The organism is Nitrosomonas communis (assembly GCF_900114745.1).
GTDB lineage: Bacteria > Pseudomonadota > Gammaproteobacteria > Burkholderiales > Nitrosomonadaceae > Nitrosomonas > Nitrosomonas communis_A.
This window is the reverse complement of record NZ_FOUB01000065.1, coordinates 1-18952: the sequence shown is the minus strand read 5'-3', so window position 1 is coordinate 18952 and position 18952 is coordinate 1. Positions and strand designations below refer to the sequence as shown.

The window sequence follows — 18952 nt, the reverse complement described above, 5'->3', positions numbered from 1 at the left end:
TCAGGCCAAAGCCATCAGAAAAAGAGAAGGGTGTTCCATTGAGCAGCTCTTTACCGCTTATGAAATTTAAATCATTTTATATGGGATATGCTATAGCTCATTTTTTCTCTCTTCCCCCATTTTTCTCTCCAGCGTAGCTATCAAAAATGTGTAAAGTCCCCAAAGGGCTAAGATAACATTGCTAAACATCCATAAGTTACAAGCGGACTAATCAACAAGTTTTTTCTTAGCATTGGCAGGCGAAGGAAGCAGCTTGCTCGCAGAAAATAGCGATCATTAATAAATTAATAATTTTTATTATTGTCTGATAAATTACTGATTTATTAATACCTGGGCGCAACCGGGCGCTCTCATTATGGAAATTGCGCTACTTTTTGGGCTTATTATTCTTAACGGCATTTTTGCCATGTCTGAAATTGCGCTTGTCATGGCTCGCAAGGCCCGCCTGCAAAAACTCATCAATGCAGGTGATCATGCGGCCAAGGCTGCTTTGGAACTGAGCAATAACCCTACTAAGTTTCTATCCACCGTACAAATCGGTATTACCTCGATTGGCGTCATGAACGGTATTGTCGGTGAAGCAGCATTAGCCGGGCCTTTGAGTACCGGCCTCACTACGCTAGGTATCCCCCCGCCTCATGCCGGCTATCTGGCCACCGGTTTCGTGATCGTGACCATCACCTACTTTTCTATCGTGCTGGGCGAGCTCGTTCCTAAGCGTTTAGGACAAATTAATCCCGAACCGCTTGCACGGCTGGTGGCTCGCCCCATGACGTTACTTGCGACCTTGGCGAAGCCCTTTGTATTTCTACTTTCGGCTTCAACGCAACTTTTATTGCGCCTATTCGGTATTAAAGATATTGGCCGGCAACCGCTGACCGCAGAAGAACTGTATCTGATACTGGAAGAAGGCTCGCAAACGGGTATTATCGAGCAGCAAGAGCACCAAATGGTAAAAAACGTATTCCGCCTGGATGACCGCCAGATCGCGTCGTTTATGGTGCCGCGCAGTGAAGTCATCCATTTTGATGCCGATGAAAGCCTGGAAGAAAATCTGCAACGTTTTGAGATGAGCCCACATTCGCGCTTCCCCGTGGTGCGCGGCAACTGGAATGATATCTTGGGGATAGCGAACGCGCGTCAAATGCTGGCGCAAACCCTGCGTGGCGAGCAGCCGAATCTCATCAAAGATTTGCAGCCGGCCATCTTCGTTCCGGAATCACTCACGGGTATGGAGCTGTTGGAGGAATTCAAGAATTCCGGTGTGCAAATGATCATCGTAGTGGATGAATATGGCGAGGTACAGGGTATCGTGACGTTGCAAGATGTATTGGAATCGATTACCGGTGAATTCGTGCCGCACAAAATTGAAGAATCCTGGGCAGTCTCCCGCGATGATGGCTCGTGGCTACTTGATGGCCTGATCCCGATTCCTGAACTTAAAGATCGGCTCAAGATAAATGCAGTACCGGAAGAAGAGCGCGGGCGTTATCACACGTTAAGTGGCATGGTGATGCTGCTTTTGGGAAGAATCCCACAAACGGGTGATCGGTGTGAGTGGGAAAACTGGATCTTTGAAATCGTTGATCTCGATGGATTGCGCATCGATAAAGTGCTGGCAGTGCCTAAAACCACTATTGATGAAAAAAAGTAATGCTAATGCGAATGAAGACAAAACAAGGCGCCCTGAATGGTAATTTAACTTTTGTCATTCACATACCCATGCATTCCAGAAAAAATGATTAAGCGGTTCGCAAGGTAGTCTGAATAGCCGCTCTCTAACGCGTCCATATCCTCTACCGTAATTCTTCTTTTTTACAGGAATCACATCCCCTCTCTACTTCTTTCAAGAGGTAAACTCCACCCAAATGCTTTATTTAAAGAGCGCAAATTCAACAACGTCTACTCTGCACCCTCCAGCAGTCTGCGATAGCCCGCGACGGTGGCGTCAACCGAAAACTCAGCAGCACGTGCTCGTAGATATTCCGCATTCGGCGGAGCTGCCAAGGTCGCAAGCATCGCGCTCGCCATTGCTTGAGGATCTCCGATTGGCACCAGCGTACCATATGTTCCATCCTGCAGGATCTCACGTGGGCCATTCGGACAATCGGTACTGATGACGGGGCAACCGCTTGCTAACGCTTCGAGCAGCACGAGCGCAAAGCCTTCCCATGCCGAGGACAAGACAAATAGCGAGGCGTGGCTCATCCAAGCAAAAGGATTGTCGACAAAGCCAGGCATGAGAACGTGGTCCTGCATGCCAAGCTGATGAGATAGTGTTTCCAGCATTTTGCGCTCGCTTCCCTCACCCACAATTACCAGTCGCAAATCGCGTTCCTTGCGCGCAATAGCAAAGGCACGGATAAGCGTTGGAAAATCCTTTTGGCGGTGCAGACGCCCCACGCCGAGAATGAGCGGGCGCGAGCGGTCAGTGAGCCAGGGATGCTCGACCGATATCTGGCCGGCGCGAACAACCATTTCGGCATCGACAGGGTTATAGACCAGCGTAATTAGTTCCTCGGGAAGGTGCGCTGTATGGGCCAAGTCCTGTGCCACCCCACGGGATACGGCAGCAATCGCGTCCGCTTCCGGGTAGAAGCGCTGAACGAGCTGAGGGTAGGCACGTCGGAACAGTCCGTGGCCGCGGTGCGCCACGATGGATAGCGTATTGTGCTCGCTGACTACCAGCCTAGCAAGAAGGCCGGCAGCAGCGCGCGCCATGATAGCCGCGAGATTGGATTGGGTTCCTGCCGCTAGAACGGCATCAGGCCTTTCAGTTCGCATATACTCTATCAATGCGGGTAAGCGCCAGAACATATCCGGCTTCAGCGGTGTCAAGAGAGGCAACAATCGGAGCACATCATGAGGGCGCGCCTGGAGCAATGCAAGGCTACTGATGAGTGCATTGCTGCGGGGCAGACACCGAATGCGCACGCCTGACAATAGCTTGCATGTTTCTCCAGCACCATGGCCTGTTACGACCTCCACCTGAATGCCACTCTTCGCAAAGGCTTCGGCCAACTGCAGAACGATGCGCTGCATTCCACCCCCTTCGAGTGCGCGCACAATCAAAGCGAGCGAGCGAATCGGTAGTGCCGCCACGGTATCAATCCACTGGATCAACAGTTAGCTGCTTGGGCAGCAGCGTACAGTGCGTGTGCACTCCCTTCTTTAAGGTACCGTTCACCGTATCCTCCAGTTGTTAGGTATGCAATGACAAAGTATGAATCAATTGGCGCACGAAAATTGAACGTCAATTCAATGTTACCTTGAAATCGATATAAATTATCAGGGTAAGTGCAAACGGTATGCTGATCAGACTGTTTGTCATGAAAGCAACGAGAGTTACAGCATCCGGTGTCGCTCGCCACGTCTCGACGCAGAGAAGACATAGGCACTCTTTCTTGCCATGAATGGAGAGTTACCCTTGCAATTAGGTTGTCTCAGAGTGGTATAAGCGCTCACGTTTAAATCAAATGGTTATTAAAAGGAGGCTGCTCTGGAATAAACTATACTCCCAGTAAAACCAGATGTCGATATTACGTGGCACCATGGTTCAGCATTGAACAGAGCGGCCGAGTAACACATTCGAAATAGGCGGCTTTTTGATGAATGGGATAAAGGCGGCAACTTTGCTGCAGGTCATGTGCCCCCTTTCCCGATACGACGGAGTCGATGCCAGAGTAAATATAGTGGCGTCCCAGCTAAGATGGTCGCAATTCCAACCCCCCCTTCTAACGGTCGTTCATAGAGCACGCTCCCAACTATGACGATTGACACCAGCACATAGAATGCTGGGATAACCGGATAAAGAGGCGTGCGATAAGGGCGGGGCAAATCCGGTTCCCGTCGACGCAGAATCAATACTGCACCGGCTGCGAGTGCGCTGAAAATTACCAATGCGAAACCGCTATAAATCACCAGCTGCTCAAAGCTCCCCGATACAATCAGGGCTGAGGCCCAGAGGCTTTGCAGCAGAATGGCGTTGAACGGAGTGCATTGCTTGCCAGAGGTATGCGCAAAGACGGAGGGAATCAGCCCATCTTGTGCCATGGCATAGTAGACGCGCGATCCGACCCATACCATGGCGCTCATGGCTCCTGCAATCGAGAGGCACAAGATGACAGTTACGAATCGGCCGGCTTCGAGGCCCAGCATGGCTCGCGCAACTTTATCCGCAACGGGCAAAAGCGGTGGCGTAGCAAGCTCCGTCACCGGCAGAGCGTAGAAATAGAATCCATTCAGCATGAGATAAAGCAATGCCACGAAAAGCGTCCCGCCAATCATCGTCCGAGGAATAGTACGGGCAGGGTCAGTGATCTCTCCCGCCAGATATGCTGCGGCATTCCAGCCAGAATAGGCATAAAGGGCAAAAACTAACGACACGACATAGGATCCAATGCTAAGGACAGGCTGAGTGTCAGTGGTAACAAGATGTGCCCAGTTGCCCGTCCCGAACATCAGTCCCATTACCATGAATAAGAGAATAGCGCCCACCTTCAGCACCGTCAGGCTGCGCTGGAGAGCGCCTCCTGCTCCACCGCCTGCCAGGTGGAAGCCTGTAATGGACCAGAGGAGGGCTAAGGCTAAGACTGTAGATAGAAATCTTCCCTCGTCATCAAGCGAAAGGAGTTGGAGAAAGTAGGCGACAAAGCTCATGGCACTTGCTGCAATGGCGGCGCTGAAGCCGATGGTGAAAGACGTCCATCCACTAAGAAATCCAACAAATGGCCCATAGGCGCGGCGCAGGTATGTATATTCTCCGCCGGCGACCGGAAAAGCCGCGCCCAGCTCACTATAGGAGAGGGCCCCTGCGAGTGCGATCAGCGCCCCTACCAGCCAAACTGAGAGGATCAAACCAGGATGGCCGAGGTCGCGGGCCATGAAGCCGGTGGTGGTAAAAATGCCAGTTCCGACAACACTACTGACAAGGACGCAGCTAGCCGTAAACCAACCGATGTGCCGGGGAAGTGTAGACGAATCTTGCTTAGATTTCTCTATCTGCACGATCTACTCTTGTTGTCTCTCGCGCACGAGCGGGACAAACCGCACGAGCGTAATGATTTTGCGCTCAAAGCCTTTAGCAGTTCGGTAATGGAGCTCCAGGGTCTGGTAGTCGCGGCCAACTGGCAGAATCAAACGTCCCCCAACAGCGAGCTGATCAAGGAGCGGTTGCGGTACATGATCGGGTGCGGCGGTTACAATAATGGCGTCGAAAGGCGCTTCTTCAGGCCAGCCTCGATAACCGTCACCAACGCGCGCGTGGATGTTGCGGTAACCTAGTTCCGCCAGTGTATGCGCGGCCTTTGTCGCCAAGGGCTCGACGATTTCTATGGTGAAGACCTCCGGCACAATCTCAGCCAGAACCGCAGACTGGTATCCTGAACCGGTTCCTATCTCAAGCACCCTCTTGGCTCCTTCCAATGCCAGGGCTTCGGTCATAAGCGCAACAAGAGAAGGTTGCGAGATCGTCTGGCCGTGGCCGATCGGGAGAGGAATGTCATAATAGGCTAGATCAGAGTAATCGGAAGGAACGAACTTATGGCGAGGAACATGACGCACTGCAGCCAGGATCTTCGGGTCCTTGATGCCCTGGGGAATGATCTCTTCATCCACCATTCTATCGCGTTCGGCTTGGCGCGCAGGATCTTTTAGCAGCGAATCCTCTCGTGAAACTCCGCTGCATCCGGCAAGGACGATCAAACTGTGGATAAACAAGATTCTAATTATCCATAACGTAATCAAAGATATCAACGCGCGAGCTGATGAGTTCATAAGAAATACGGCATTCAAATTATGAAATCTGGGAAAATGGGCAAGCCTATGTCGAGAAAAATAAAAGTCATTCTCTATTAAAGTAAGAAATATATAAAGCCAAATATAGCAAAACCAGCTAAAAATGATTCAAAGAGTATTCTCATTGTCTCATCTAGCACAAAAGGGCATACGCCAAAGCACTGCGTAAACAACAAAACCAAACCGTTCAGATGCTCTTCAAATTCTATATATTCTGAATCATTCTTAACTAGTTACGCTATATTTTGAGTACGCTTTCTGTTAAACGATCCAAAAATCTCTCATCTTGCATTAAGCAGTCTGGAATGAGCAGAATGATTCAATCTTTGCCGATTGCTGGAGTCGATTGACAACATATCACCGACAGAGTTGAAGGGTATATTATTATCACCAGAAGAAATCCGGCACTGCAGCTCGGCTCAAACTATTGATCCATTGAAAAACCCAGGGGATTCAATTAACAATTCTTCTCTTTATGTAAATCCAACAATTTAATTTTTTTGGGAAACAATCATAGGATTCGGGAAAGTAGCGCAATAGCGCTTACAATAATGACTAATTCCATGAGCCAAGTGTGTATGCCTGCCGGAATATGCTCTAGCAGTATACGATCAACCAATACAGCCGGAGTCGTGCAAAGGCCAATGAGAAGACCCATTAGAGCCAACTCTAGATTGAGCATGGCGAAACTGCCAAAAAGAATAATTTTCACTGTACTCAGTGTGACAGAAATAGACGCATCAGCAGCAACTAGAGCATTCACCGCAACCCCAACGGACATTAGTATAGAAATGAGAATAACACCCGTGCCCGGCATCCCACCATCGATGAATCCAATACAGTATCTGCTCCAAGTTCAGTAATAGTTGAAAATCTGAACTGTGCTTTGTAAAACTCTGAGGAATACAACACTGGCCAGCAGACGCATGCTGAGCTATGTGGAGTGAAAGGGCATGCAGCAGAGCAAGAATCATAAAAGCGCTATGGACTAATGCTTCTCCAAGCGACTGGAATCAAGGATCGGGTAGCCTTCGCGTTAAACGAGGGAATCACTATAGTGCTGCAGTAACTTTGCAATCAGTAATCTAAGCTCATTTCAATTTAAAAAATCGCTGAGTATTTGTACGCCCCATACCGAGGCGGCATCCCGAATCGGGAGTTCTCATGGACGAAAACATCGGTCTGGGGAAAGTATAGATACTCAAGCATTCCGGTATTCGGATTGACCATACCCCTATATCATCGGTATGCAAGCTGTAAACGCTGCTCTAACAACTCTGCTGTTTTCACGGTTGTTTATCCTTATTCCATTTCCAAATCAAAAATGACGCGAAGGCGAGCCGCAGACATTATAAATAATACGGCAAGGTGAAGCCGACAGAGTCAGTTTTGATTTAGAAATGGAATTATAACCATTTAACCGAGACTATCCATTAAAGATGAAGAAGCGCTTCTCTCCCCTTTCCTGCTTTAGATTTCTTATATAAGCCTATATGGATATGGATTTCATCATCATAGGGAATAATATGACCCCAGTCTTTAGCGAATCTCTCCGGATTGCCAGCGCAGTCCAAGAGCTCAAATAACTGATAGATCCAGCCCTGCTCGAAACCGAATCGATAACCATCGTCGATAGAATTGAAGATCATGCGCTTGCGGATTTCGACAGAATCAATTTCCTCAAATCCGAAATCGGTCAGCTTGCTCCTCAATTCTTGAGAGCTCTTAGGTATGTAATGCTTAGCAGAGCTGGGACTTAATCCCAATGGAATTCCGAGTTTTTGCCCTTTAGGCCATGAACTGAGAAGAGACGATGCTATTGAAATATACCCCTCTGGCTTAAGCAGTTCTGAGACTAGTGGCAGAAGTTTATCTATGGATACATATGACAAGAGAAAGTGAATAAAAACCACATCAGCTTTATGATGTATGAAATTCGACATGGTAAGTGCGCTCGCTTGGACAATCTGCATAGCAGGATACTTTTCTTTAGCAATTTCCAGCATCTTACGGGAAATATCGATTCCGTATACTTCATTCAAGCATCCGAAAACATTTTCTGCCATTAAAATATTTTCACCCGTGCCAGTCCCCACATCGATAATCGAAGGAGAACCCAAAGGCAACTGTGAGAGTTGAATTTCAATCTCATGTTTGACGCGCTTAAAAATCCTACCGTAATCATTGTCATAACCTGCTGCTATCTGGTCATAAATTTGACTGTTCGCCGTTTCGTCTTCTTTTCTCTGGTATATACTGCTCGTCGCCATCTTAGCGAAATTTGTGATCGTAGTAGGTCTAATTCTCATTATGAATTCCCTTTTAACAATCAAGAGATGGAAAATCGCTCCCCAGAGCAGGGGAGCACCACGAAATTAGGAGCGACAAAAACTCAGCAACGCTCCTTTTATATCTTTAATATCTTTCTTGAGATTACCGAAGGTCACTTGAAACTTAACAACGTTCTTTTGAATATTACATTCAATCTTCGACTTTTATCGTTCAGTATTATGTCGATAACTTCTTTGACCTTATTTTTGATTCTTTTATAGGGTCTTTGTTCAGAAGATCGCTTGATTATTAATTTAGCCATTACCAGAAGGTAAATTGGCAAATTAAACTATTACGTCCAAACTAAATTTAGCCAGCGCAGCGCTTTAACGAATAGCGAGGCACTAATTCCATTTCCAAATCAAAATTGACACGAGGGCGAGCCGCAGACAGTATAAATAATACGGCCAGGTGAAGCCGACAAAATCAGTTTTGATTTAGAAATGGAATAAGACGCACGTAGGTGATGCCCGTTGCCTGACGACGCTGGCGCGCGCTGGCCTACAGCGAGGATCATTTATACCGCCGGCGAGATTACGCGAGTTGCGTCTGATTGCCCGTCAGCGACAGAAACTGGTCAGTCAGTTGGCTCCAGAAGAACCATCTGCACAAAATGCTGACTGAGGTAGTATGCGTCTTGGCGTAGTAATCAGCGATCTGCATGGTCAAGCTGCCCGGGCCATGGTCAAGGCGATCATCGCTGGACAATCGCCACATGAGGTACTCAAATTCGCCAGTCGGCGGCTCAAGGCCAGCCGTGAGGAAATCTTCGACGCCCTGCAGGAGGAGCTGACAGCAAGCCACTACTTTGTGCTCAACGAACTTATAGAACAACATCGAGGAGATCGAAGAACGTATTGCCCGTTTCGATGCCAGGCTTCTGGATGAACTTAAGGATGAACAAATACGCTGGCACTATTGCAAACCTTGCCTGGCGTCGATCTCATGGGTGCAGCCAGGCTGTTCGTCGAAATGGGCACCGATATGAATGCCTTCGGCAGCGCCGATCGTCTGGCATCAAAGGTCGGCATCTGTCCCGGCAACCATGAATCCGCTGGCAAACGTAAATCTGGGTGTGCCCGCAAGGGCAACCCTTATGTCCGACGGTTACTTTGCGAGTTCGCTCATGCCGCCAGTCGTACCCGATCGGTGTTCAAATCGAAGTTCCAGTCTCTCGTCGTCCGGCGCGGCTATAAACGCGCAATCGTGGCTATCGGCCACAAAATACTACGCACTGTTTTCTTCATGCTCAAACGGCACGAACATTACCGGGATTCAGCCACTGACTATGAAGCACTTTCCGTTCAACGTAATGCTCCGCGTTGGATTAAAGCTCTGATCAAGTTCGGCATTATCACACCAGCCAAAACTTGATAATGATTTATCGTATCATCGCCTTCACTGGCCAGAGGTTTGCTCGCCTTCAGCATGGGCTCTTTCACGCTAATCTTTAAACTAGCTGCATGTGAGTCAAAACATTGAAAGTCAAAGTCTCAGGCGGATTCAAGTTTAAAGTTGTAGTTTTTTGCTTTTTATTTTAAAGAAACTGATTGAAGTGACAATCTATCCGTTATTTAGAAATCGAGACTGGAGAAAGATATGTCAGGAAAAAAGAATGCCTAACCAATAGGTTCCGAATAACTAGCCTAACTCATCCGCAACTTTTGAAATAATTTATATATACTCGGAATAAAAAGAAATAGCTTTTTCAGCGAACTGATAAAAACATTGTGCATGTGTTCACACTCTAGAAATAACAAAGGAGCCAATAATCTCCTTGTTATTTCTGTTGTAGATGGGAAAAATTACTTGGCCCGGCTGCGGTATTCCAGTGTACGGGTATCAATTTCGATTTTGTCGCCGATTTCGCAGAACAACGGTACCGGCAATTCAAAGCCGGTAGCAATTTTAGCAGGCTTCATTACCTTGCCGGAGGTATCACCCTTGACGGCGGGTTCGGTATAAGTGATTTCGCGTACTACCGAGTTGGGTAGTTCGACCGAAATGGCTTTATCATTGTAAAATACCACTTCGCAAGGCATGCCATCTTCCAGGAAATTGAGCGCATCGCTCATGGTTTCCGCTTCAACTTCATATTGGTTATATTCAGCATCCATGAAAACATACATGGGTTCGGCAAAGTAAGAATAGTTGACCTCCTTTTTATCCAGCACAACAATGTCGAATTTGTCATCTGCCTTGTACACTGCTTCACTGGGTGATTCGGTGAGCAGATTCTTGAATTTCATTTTTACTACGGAAGAGTTGCGGCCGGATTTGGTAAATTCTGTTTTCAGCACAACCATAGGGCTGTTGCCAACCATAAACACGTTACCTACACGAAGTTCCTGGGCTGTTTTCATCTAATAATTCTAGGGGTGATAAATATTGTTATTATACTCCGAGCACTTTTAAAAATTCAATTGCCTTTACTATGCCAACAATGTTTTCAGATAATTGTTGATTATATATCAAATACATAGATCATAAAAATTTTTCGCTTACTTCTTATTCCGCTTAAAAATTTAAATTCTTAGAAGACATTTTATTCTCGCAGAAACTTACCAAGTTAGATGCAAGGTCGATAAGCTGCGCGAGCTGCCCGGCCCAAGCTACGGCATGGCTTTGTAACACCGCACGATGCTGCCAGAAATTATTCCAATCCAAGCACTCACCGCTGTTCCAGTTGTGGTGAAAAGTACACAATGCGGCAGCGGCCTCTTCTGCTAATCCTTGGCAATAGCGATCAAGGAAAGCATTGAGTTTGATCTGATGCACGTTATCCTGTTGCGGATAAATTTGCCAAATCAGAGGCCGCGCTGCCCACTGCGCTCGCACGAAGGAGTCCTCGCCGCGTACGAAATTGCAGTCGCACGCCCACAACAGAAGATCATAATGCTCCTGCGGTAAGAAAGGGATGACATGCAAGACCAAATTACCGCGCTGCACGCTATCACCTACTGCCAGGCTTGTTCGTCCAGCCCAGCTCGCTGCCTGTTCCAATGCCTTGCCCTCTGGCAACAGACAACGTATCGCTGTGATTGAAGCCACCCAAGCATCCAGTAGGTTGCTTAGCGGCGCACTGTCATAGCAAAACAGCGAAATTGTGGTTTCGGAGGAAATAGGCAAAGGCAAGTCAAGCTGACACCACAATTCTGCCAGATTGTGTTGCAACCCATCCCGTTGCATTAGCAGTCCTTTTTCTCGTAGCAACCCACCAGTCAGGGGAGTAAAACCGGGAAAGAAGAAATACTTGATCATCGGTAGGCACGGATGTGGCGAAGGTAGACCATGACAACCTTCTACCCACTGCTCTGCCGACAAGTATTCCAGATTAATCCATACGCGCTTTATCTTCCCTCTCCCTGCAGAATAAAGCCTGCTCTGAGCTTGGTCTGTGGAATTAAATACGGTGGGTACCATCGCCTTCACATAATTATCAGGCAACTCGCACCCAAATGTCTCAATCACTACTTCAGCCGGTGCTAAGTCTGGAAATGGCTCAACCCAGTGCCGCACTTCTACTCCTCGACAATTTTGTACTTCTCGGGTTGCATCGACGTTCGGGCAAATGCGCTGCAGGCTAGCTACATTATCTACCCACAGCCGCACTGCGATGCCATGCTCTGTTACTAATTGCCGTGCCAATCGCCAACATACACCGATGTCGCCGTAGTTATCTATAACACGACAAAAAATATCGCAGCGCATCATCAACTTTGTAGTTGATAAAGGGTTTTTTGCAGCATTTTGTATTGCTCTACTCTATCTGCTGTTTTAGATTGAAACAGCACCTTTCCTCTTTTACTATCAGCACGTACATTAGCGGTAATTCCTTTTCTAAATCAAAAATGACGCGAAGGCGAGCCTTAGACAGTACAAATAATACAGCAAGGTGAAGCCGACAAAATCAGTTTTGATGTAGAAATGGAATAAGATCTAGCTGTTGCAGCTTGTGGATAAAGCTAGTTCGTCCTGGTCGAAGATGCAATAAGGGCGGGTGTGCTTAGTATAATAGTCAGATAGATATTTTTTCAACCCGTGGGTTCAAATTCGAAGTAAAACTTTTGATGACTGTTTGGTATAAACTTACCGGCACGCCGAAGAACACCTCATGCGGCATTCTAAATCCGGGTACTTTGCGTGGTCGGTAATCAAGACGATCAACTGCCCGCTGCTCTTGTTCTTCGGAAACACCAGTCAATTTCATATTCCTGGGGAAATATAGCAAAACCAGATAGAAATGATTCAAAGAGTATTCTCATTGTCTCATCTAGCACAAATGGGCATACGCCAAAATACTGCGTAAACAACAAACCCAAACCGTTGAGATGCTCTTCAAATTCTATATATTCTGAATCATTCTTAACTGGTTACGCTATACTGTCGTAGTATACCATTGCTGTTTTCATTCAATCCTCGCTCCCACGAATGATAGGAAGGTGCAAGGTAGAGGATTGCTTCCAGCTCTGAGGCGATAGTTTCATATCCTGCAAATTCCTTGCCATTGTCAAATATACAGTGTGACATTTGTGCTGGGGTGGAGAGATAGCTGATTATTGATCCTTTTCTGTTACCCCTTCAGCATGTTTGGCTGGTAGTCGGCCCGCCAGGATATGGCGCGATTTTAGCTCTGCCAGGGTAGCCAGTATCCCTTCAAGAAGCTCGGATGTTATCTCAGCTTGCCTCTTGTTAACTTTATAAAAGTTGCACTTCAAACTTGGATCCGCCACAACATGAAATTATCGATAACTTTATATATATCAAATCCCCCATGAATGGCTTAAAAAAGATCTTTTCTAATTAAGATAGCAAGGCTATTTGGATGATTTTACTATGGAGAAATCTTCATTCCAACAATAAATTACTTGAAATACCCTTGGGGACGCTTAAATCCAGCCACCCCTAAAATACAATACCCGTGCCCTTTCAGTTGTAGGCTTGGCACAAGTTATGTAGCTTTTTAGTTATACGCTAACCCAACGCACAAAGGAGAATTTCATGAACGCTATCTACATTATAAAAAGGATGACCAAAAAAGAGTTGGATTTCGCGATTGAATTAGCTGCATCTGAAGGTTGGAATCCTGGTTTAGAGGGTAGCGATTGTTCTTACGCAGCCAATAAGAGCGGTTTTTTTAGGCTTACTTAACAATGAACCTATTGTCTGTTTATCTGCTGTTAAATACAGTGATTCCTTTGGTTTTGTTGGACTTTATATTGTTAAAAAATCATATTGCGGCAAGGGTTATGGCAGCAAGATTATGCATGCAGGACTTGAGTATCTTAAAGGTTGCAATATCGAGTTAGATGGCGTACTCGCCTAGTTAGATTATAAAAAACCAGTTTCAAGTTAGGTTAGTTTATATTATCTACCACCTCAGTAATCTAATCTTTGACATGGTATACTTAACTATGGTAATCCAGTCAGTAGTTTCGTTTCTCCTATTCCATTTTCACATTAATTGGGATTCCTGTCATCCAGCCATGAATGTAAGTGATATTTATGGTAGTGCAAGGCAAAATAACAGAGATTATCTTTTCTGCCCCCAACCCTTCTTTGGTTAAAAATCAGGCGCAGTGATTTATTCAGAGCTGCCTCATGATTTTTGGTTGCTATTTAGTTGCTCAAGTTTAGCGGAGAATTCGGCCAATGCAGTCCTTAGCCTTCGTTGATCTTGAAACTACTGGTACTATCGCCTCTGTCGACCGGATCACCGAGATTGGCATTATCTTGGTTGATGGCTCTCAGGTTGAAGAATGGAGTTGCCTGATCAATCCGGAAACAAGAATCTCTACATTTATCGAGAAATTAACCGGGATTACAAACAAAATGGTGGCAAATGCTCCAACCTTTGCAGAAATTGCCCATCAAGTATTCCGCATGATAGAAGGCCGTCTTTTCATTGCGCACAATGCCCGGTTCGATTACGGATTTCTAAAACAATCATTTAAGCGCGAAGGTTATGACTTTCGGGCAACGACAATTTGTACCGTCAAACTTTCCAGACGGCTATTCCCCGGATGTCCTAAGCACAATCTGGATAGTCTAATTGAGCGGCATGGCTTGCAGGTAAAAGGCCGTCACCGAGCACTGGCAGATGCGCAACTTATCCATCAGTTTTGGCAAAAAATCCAGCAACAGATACCTGCCGTCGAAGTTGCGGCTGCGATCAAAGCCTTGTCTGGACGCCCAAGCATGCCGACATATTTGAACGAGCAGATGCTGGATAGCCTGCCTATAGGTCCTGGCGTTTATTTATTCTATGGAGAGAGCGAACTACCACTGTATGTTGGCAAGTCAAAGCATCTTCGTCAAAGGGTTCTTTCTCATTTCACCGGCGACGTTTCGTCAGCAAAAGAAATGAGCCTTTCGCAACAGGTACGGAGCATTGACTATATCGAGACAGGAGGCGAGATCGGTGCACTGCTCAAGGAAGTCGAGCTGGTGAAAAAGCTTCAACCTATGCATAACCGCAAACTTCGGCGCAATAACGAGCTCTGTTCGATCTCGCTCAAGGAAACCGAAGCAGGACTGCATATTGATATAGCTTATGCGCATGATTTAAATTTTGGGGAACAATCGAATCTCTATGGCCTATTTAAAAGTCTGCGCGCAGCCAACAATGCACTGTCCGATCTGGCAAACGAACATGGGCTTTGCAAGGCCATCATTGGGCTGGAAAAGGTTAAAGCTGGCAACCCATGCTTTGCTAGACAGCTCAAAAAATGCCGCGGTGCGTGTGTTGGCGAAGAACCGTTGCTTATGCATTCACTACGCCTCAAGGAAGTGCTATCTCAACTGCGTATCCATACCTGGCCTTTTACGGGCCCGGCCTACCTAAAGGAAAATGATGATTTGATCATAGTCGATAACTGGGCTTATCTTGGCACCATCAAAACAAAAGAGGAACTTTGCCAACTTCTGGACTCACCCAGACCTCAATTCGACAAAGACTCCTACCGGATATTACTGAAGGCTATAAAGTTATTGCAGCCTATTGTATTGTTGATTTAAGGGAATAAGTCATCGCTTGATCTCGGTTAATAGCATTGTCCGATTCAAGTGGCTAGATGCATGCAGCCCATAAACCCACCACGAACAGCCAAAACAATAAGGTTGTGATGACATAAATATATTTCATTAACGGAAATCAAACTGCTCAAAATGAATTTGCCTCCGGGGTACACCTTGTTTCTGTAACCAACTGGTGACTAGCGCTATTAACTACGGTGGTCCACAGAGGTATATTTGCGGCTCTTTTAATCTGCTGATACCGCCAACCACTTGAAAAAACGTGGAATCATTTTCCATTGCTAAAGAATGAAAATGTAAAAGCTCTTGACTGGCAGCATAGGTTTGTAGTTTTTTTCAAAGGGTACATTTTCTTTCTCGTGGTGAAGGTAAATCAGATCTGTTTTTCAGTTACTTTGTAACTGCGTAACAAAGGCAGAAAAGGGGTAATGCCAATACCGGCAGCAATCCATATCTCTGGTGAGGATGGTCGCTCAAGTAAAAAAATGCCGTCATTCCATTTCTAAATCAAAAATGCCGCGAAGGCAAGCCACAGACAGTATAAATAATACGGCAAGGTGAAGCCGACAAAGTAAGTTTTGATTTAGAAATGGAATAAAAGCTGCAATTGGACGGGGTGGAGCGTGAACCCCTTCCAATAGGAAGCTGAAAGAGCAAAACTTAAAAAGAGCGCTTTATTGGGGTGTTACAAAATACTTAAACAGGTCAACCATCCCAGCATCGACCAAGCAACTCCTTAACTACTTGAGCGACCGTCCTTAAAGTTAAACTCTTTTTTTGACAATACATAGAATCAAGCACATTTAGGCGTATACCTGGTTTCAAGTAAACTGTTCAACTGAGAGCTAATCCATATACGTGCGGGTATTTCCAGCAAACGATGACTCCAAATTGCGATCGGAATGACCAGGATGATCATACAAGCAACGAATACTAGTGATCCGGCAGCACTACTGTTCAAAGTCAGGCCAGTATAATATTCCCAATCCTCCAGTGCGGCGAACTTAATAAGATAATGCCACATATAAATAGAGAACGAAAATACCCCCATAGTATATATCGGGCGCATAGCGAGCCACTTGCATAAGAAACCACGATCTTCCCAAGTAATTAAAACTATCAAAGCCATCAAACCAATCGAAACAACATCAGTGATACCAAAGTGTAGTGCCAGCAAAAGCATACTACCAGCTGCAATCTGAATAAACGTTAACCATCTGTCAGAGACAGTAGACATCACCCTACGCCTTAAGAATAGCATGATTCCAATCAGAAAAGCTGATGCAGCACGTATGATAGACAAGCGAAAGTTTTCATCTACATCACTACTAGTAGCAAGATAAAAACAATAGAAAAACATGGCAGTGCATGACCACGCAAGTAAAACGAGTTTTCGGCCTCGGCCTTCCATAGCGAGAAGAGAAGCAAAGCCCAGATAGCAAAAAAACTCCACACTGAGAGACCATGATGGGCGATTCCATGTCTCCCAATCAAACATACCCCAAGCATGAATAAGGAACAGGTTAGCCATTAGTGATTCGGGACTTCGCAAGTCATCCTCGAATACACAGCAAAATCCTCCCCCCCAACCCCAATTAATTAGAGCTCCCGTGATAAAGAACAAAAAAACAGCTATAAACGATATGAAATGTAAGGGGTATATTCGAGCAAAACGAGCAATCAGATAGCGAGTAACCTCAGGAAAAGTACGACGCTCAGGACGTTCGATACCATAGACATAAGACAAAACGAAACCGCTGAGGATAAAGAAAAAATCTACCCAAAGGTACCCCTTTGCAAAGAAAAATGTTACCTCATCCGGATCAATCGATGGATGCAAAAAGGACCGGAAGTGAACGAGCACTACCATTAATGCTGCCCAGCCTCGTAGAGCAGTATGGGAACGAATCTCATCTTTTTTTAGAGTGTGAATCATAAAAAATCCTTTCCAGTAACGATACCTCTTATTGCTATGAAGTGAGGTTTTGATCTGCTTTAAAATGTATTAATTACGATTTGATTTGACAGTTACCAAGTTGAGCGGCTATCTGCCGGATTGAATCTAATTTCAGTATTTTTATGTGAAATTATAGTGAAAAAATAAGGTTTTTAAGCTTATAGCCAAGTGGATAAGCACTCTACCAAAGTGGTTGTACTATGATATAACCAATGGCTGTCTTACTATATCGCTTCTATGATCATCAATATCAAGTTCCTCGAAAGTGCTTACGCCAATTTTAAAGCCATATTCAAAAAGAAGGCATCAGCACTGCTAATGATGCAATAGCCTTACCACAATCGCCATCCATGTGATCTGCAGCTTTGTATCCATTGATCGAGCGATAATCGCTCACATAAGCAGAATCACTTATTCCTCTAATACAACTATAAAGAAAGCGGGTGGTGCTCCCGATACGGGCATGCGAATTGTTACTCATCCATAAAGTATTATGGCTAACTTTAGCGTGATCATTAATCAAACAAGAAGTACAAAAATGTTCTGTGATCAATTGACTTACCTCCTTTTAAAATAAAGGTAATATAACTATTTAATTCTCAGCATAGAGTTATTGAAAAGTCGGATTCGGATAAATTAATACATATTTAATCACATGATAATGTGACAAATATTAGTGCATTCACCTCTATCCATTTGGGATATACTTACACTAACTTTATAAATGATTGATAGGAAGATTTCGACTTGGAGAGTAAGCGCTTATTAAAACTATGTTAATTTTCCGAGAAAATTACCGTAATAGAATTTTCGCGATGCTTAAAATGATTTAACTTCCTTCACAGTAAAGAACAATTTAATTATCTTATATTTTTTCTAATGTAATTAGCTCCTCCACTTACACAAATAATAAGCTCATCAATAAAGGAGACAAATGAGACCACGATGAGTTCCCCTTAACGAAAATCTTTTTCATCATCAGAACTAATTACACTATTATCATCTTTTTTCTGCTGATCAGTCGTCTTTGGACGCTCCGAGCGCATGCGATCGGGCATTATGTTAAGTAATGGATTAAAGTTCGTACTATCCCCAACGTTTACAGCGTTGTCAGCATCACTGCCAAATGATTGTGGAGATCTGTGATCGATAGCGTCTTGAGTCGGAAAGGAAAGAGAAGTTTGCTGGGATGTTGTTTGATTGCTGTTTTGAGAAAATAGAATGCTAAGCGCCATACCGGTTATGCTAAGTACAAATAAATAATTAATACCTTTCTGTAGCTGCTGTTTTGATTTACGGCTGTTCTGATTATTGACTGAAAGCATCTTGAACAAGCTAACCGCCATGACCAGAATCAATCCAGTCAATATCCAATTATAGCCTAACCAGTTAAGAATGATTCAGAATGTATAGGATTTAAAAAGCATCTCAACGGTCTGGTTTTGTTGTTTACGCAGTGCTTTGGCCTGTGCCCATTTATGTTCGATGGGATTAAGATCAGGAGAATAAGCGGGTAAGTATTCAAGGGTGTGCCCAGCGTTTTGTATGGCCTCTTGCGTATCCTGCCTCTTATGGAAGGTAGCATTGTCCATCACAACGACCGCATGTGACGGCAATTTAGGCAACAGGTCCTGCATCGCCCATCCATGAAATACATCGGCGCTGATATTGACTGCAAACAGGCTGACGGTTATCAATAGCTTTCCGATCAGGGCGCCAATCGCGTTGATACGACCTTGCGCATGCCAGTCATGCGTGCCATGACATCTCTGGCCAGCGGGTGCATAACCGTGCGTGCGCGGCGCATCCTGTGCAAACCCACTTTCATCAATA

17 protein-coding genes and 2 pseudogenes are annotated in these 18952 nt (G+C 45.3%); 5 read left to right on the top strand and 14 right to left on the bottom strand.

Features of this window, described 5'->3' with window-relative positions:
• Positions 1 to 355: 355 nt before the first annotated feature.
• Positions 356 to 1654 carry a hemolysin family protein gene (locus BM122_RS16850; RefSeq protein WP_074906745.1) on the top strand — a complete coding sequence of 433 codons (1299 nt, stop codon included), beginning with the start codon at positions 356 to 358 and terminating at the stop codon, positions 1652 to 1654.
• Between the two features lie 248 nt (positions 1655 to 1902).
• Here BM122_RS16850 and BM122_RS16845 read toward each other — a convergent pair whose 3' ends face one another.
• The 5 genes from BM122_RS16845 to BM122_RS16825 all read right to left on the bottom strand — a co-directional run bounded on the left by BM122_RS16845 (position 1903) and on the right by BM122_RS16825 (position 8105).
• Positions 1903 to 3042 (bottom strand): glycosyltransferase, encoded by a 1140-nt coding sequence (locus tag BM122_RS16845; protein ID WP_256212157.1) that lies wholly within the window; start codon positions 3040 to 3042, stop codon positions 1903 to 1905.
• A 600-nt stretch (positions 3043 to 3642) separates the two neighbouring features.
• Positions 3643 to 5007 (bottom strand): APC family permease, encoded by a 1365-nt coding sequence (locus tag BM122_RS16840; protein ID WP_074906744.1) that lies wholly within the window; start codon positions 5005 to 5007, stop codon positions 3643 to 3645.
• 3 nt (positions 5008 to 5010) lie between these two features.
• Positions 5011 to 5718 carry a protein-L-isoaspartate(D-aspartate) O-methyltransferase gene (locus tag BM122_RS16835; protein WP_256212156.1) on the bottom strand — a complete coding sequence of 236 codons (708 nt, stop codon included), beginning with the start codon at positions 5716 to 5718 and terminating at the stop codon, positions 5011 to 5013.
• A 589-nt stretch (positions 5719 to 6307) separates the two neighbouring features.
• Positions 6308 to 6559 (bottom strand): hypothetical protein, encoded by a 252-nt coding sequence (locus tag BM122_RS16830; RefSeq protein WP_143083498.1) that lies wholly within the window; start codon positions 6557 to 6559, stop codon positions 6308 to 6310.
• 670 nt (positions 6560 to 7229) lie between these two features.
• Positions 7230 to 8105 carry a class I SAM-dependent methyltransferase gene (locus BM122_RS16825; RefSeq protein WP_083398559.1) on the bottom strand — a complete coding sequence of 292 codons (876 nt, stop codon included), beginning with the start codon at positions 8103 to 8105 and terminating at the stop codon, positions 7230 to 7232.
• Between the two features lie 472 nt (positions 8106 to 8577).
• Between BM122_RS16825 and BM122_RS16820 the strand changes: the two are divergent.
• Positions 8578 to 9501: pseudogene (locus BM122_RS16820) on the top strand (IS110 family transposase); the annotation flags it as partial.
• A gap of 431 nt (positions 9502 to 9932) precedes the next feature.
• Here BM122_RS16820 and efp read toward each other — a convergent pair.
• From efp to BM122_RS23530, 5 genes and pseudogenes are all read right to left on the bottom strand, one after another.
• Positions 9933 to 10490, bottom strand: coding sequence for an elongation factor P (gene efp, locus BM122_RS16815; RefSeq protein WP_074906741.1), 558 nt, complete (start codon positions 10488 to 10490; stop codon positions 9933 to 9935).
• Between the two features lie 154 nt (positions 10491 to 10644).
• Complete coding sequence (gene earP / locus BM122_RS16810) at positions 10645 to 11841, bottom strand: elongation factor P maturation arginine rhamnosyltransferase EarP (protein WP_256212155.1); 1197 nt, start codon at positions 11839 to 11841, stop codon at positions 10645 to 10647.
• Positions 11842 to 12145: 304 nt separating this feature from the next.
• The gene (locus BM122_RS16805; protein ID WP_143083497.1) at positions 12146 to 12331 is read right to left on the bottom strand and encodes a hypothetical protein; all 186 of its coding nucleotides are present in this window, start codon (positions 12329 to 12331) and stop codon (positions 12146 to 12148) included.
• Positions 12332 to 12507: 176 nt separating this feature from the next.
• Positions 12508 to 12639, bottom strand: a pseudogene (locus BM122_RS23535) (IS30 family transposase); the annotation flags it as partial.
• 44 nt (positions 12640 to 12683) lie between these two features.
• Positions 12684 to 12845, bottom strand: coding sequence for a hypothetical protein (locus tag BM122_RS23530; protein ID WP_177198190.1), 162 nt, complete (start codon positions 12843 to 12845; stop codon positions 12684 to 12686).
• A 283-nt stretch (positions 12846 to 13128) separates the two neighbouring features.
• On the opposite strand from BM122_RS23530, the gene BM122_RS23525 reads away from it, so the two are divergent.
• The 3 genes from BM122_RS23525 to BM122_RS16800 all read left to right on the top strand — a co-directional run bounded on the left by BM122_RS23525 (position 13129) and on the right by BM122_RS16800 (position 15144).
• Positions 13129 to 13278 carry a hypothetical protein gene (locus BM122_RS23525; protein ID WP_177198189.1) on the top strand — a complete coding sequence of 50 codons (150 nt, stop codon included), beginning with the start codon at positions 13129 to 13131 and terminating at the stop codon, positions 13276 to 13278.
• Complete coding sequence (locus tag BM122_RS26260; RefSeq protein ID WP_143083499.1) at positions 13232 to 13453, top strand: GNAT family N-acetyltransferase; 222 nt, start codon at positions 13232 to 13234, stop codon at positions 13451 to 13453. The genes BM122_RS23525 and BM122_RS26260 overlap by 47 nt, the downstream gene beginning before the upstream one ends.
• 326 nt (positions 13454 to 13779) lie before the next feature.
• On the top strand, positions 13780 to 15144 hold the full coding sequence (locus BM122_RS16800; protein WP_074906739.1) for an exonuclease domain-containing protein: 1365 nt from the start codon (positions 13780 to 13782) through the stop codon (positions 15142 to 15144).
• Between the two features lie 811 nt (positions 15145 to 15955).
• Here BM122_RS16800 and BM122_RS16795 read toward each other — a convergent pair.
• From BM122_RS16795 to BM122_RS16780, 4 genes are all read right to left on the bottom strand, one after another.
• Positions 15956 to 17098 (bottom strand): acyltransferase family protein, encoded by a 1143-nt coding sequence (locus BM122_RS16795; protein WP_074906738.1) that lies wholly within the window; start codon positions 17096 to 17098, stop codon positions 15956 to 15958.
• A 313-nt stretch (positions 17099 to 17411) separates the two neighbouring features.
• Positions 17412 to 17672, bottom strand: coding sequence for a hypothetical protein (locus tag BM122_RS16790; RefSeq protein WP_074906737.1), 261 nt, complete (start codon positions 17670 to 17672; stop codon positions 17412 to 17414).
• Between the two features lie 403 nt (positions 17673 to 18075).
• A complete protein-coding gene (locus BM122_RS16785) occupies positions 18076 to 18465 on the bottom strand; it encodes a hypothetical protein (protein ID WP_143083496.1) in 390 nt (129 codons plus the stop codon).
• 54 nt (positions 18466 to 18519) lie between these two features.
• Positions 18520 to 18952, bottom strand: a 433-nt coding sequence (locus BM122_RS16780; RefSeq protein ID WP_305728202.1) for a transposase, incomplete at its 5' end; no start/stop codon positions are given.

Coding starts and splice junctions, on each gene's coding strand:
- BM122_RS16800 (WP_074906739.1), top strand. CDS start 13,780: ATGCAGTCCTTAGCCTTCGTTGATCTTGAAACTACTGGTACTATCGCC.
- BM122_RS16825 (WP_083398559.1), bottom strand. CDS start 8,105: ATGAGAATTAGACCTACTACGATCACAAATTTCGCTAAGATGGCGACG.
- earP (WP_256212155.1), bottom strand. CDS start 11,841: ATGATGCGCTGCGATATTTTTTGTCGTGTTATAGATAACTACGGCGAC.
- efp (WP_074906741.1), bottom strand. CDS start 10,490: ATGAAAACAGCCCAGGAACTTCGTGTAGGTAACGTGTTTATGGTTGGC.
- BM122_RS16850 (WP_074906745.1), top strand. CDS start 356: ATGGAAATTGCGCTACTTTTTGGGCTTATTATTCTTAACGGCATTTTT.
- BM122_RS16785 (WP_143083496.1), bottom strand. CDS start 18,465: ATGGCGGTTAGCTTGTTCAAGATGCTTTCAGTCAATAATCAGAACAGC.
- BM122_RS16845 (WP_256212157.1), bottom strand. CDS start 3,042: ATGCAGCGCATCGTTCTGCAGTTGGCCGAAGCCTTTGCGAAGAGTGGC.
- BM122_RS16795 (WP_074906738.1), bottom strand. CDS start 17,098: ATGATTCACACTCTAAAAAAAGATGAGATTCGTTCCCATACTGCTCTA.
- BM122_RS23525 (WP_177198189.1), top strand. CDS start 13,129: ATGAACGCTATCTACATTATAAAAAGGATGACCAAAAAAGAGTTGGAT.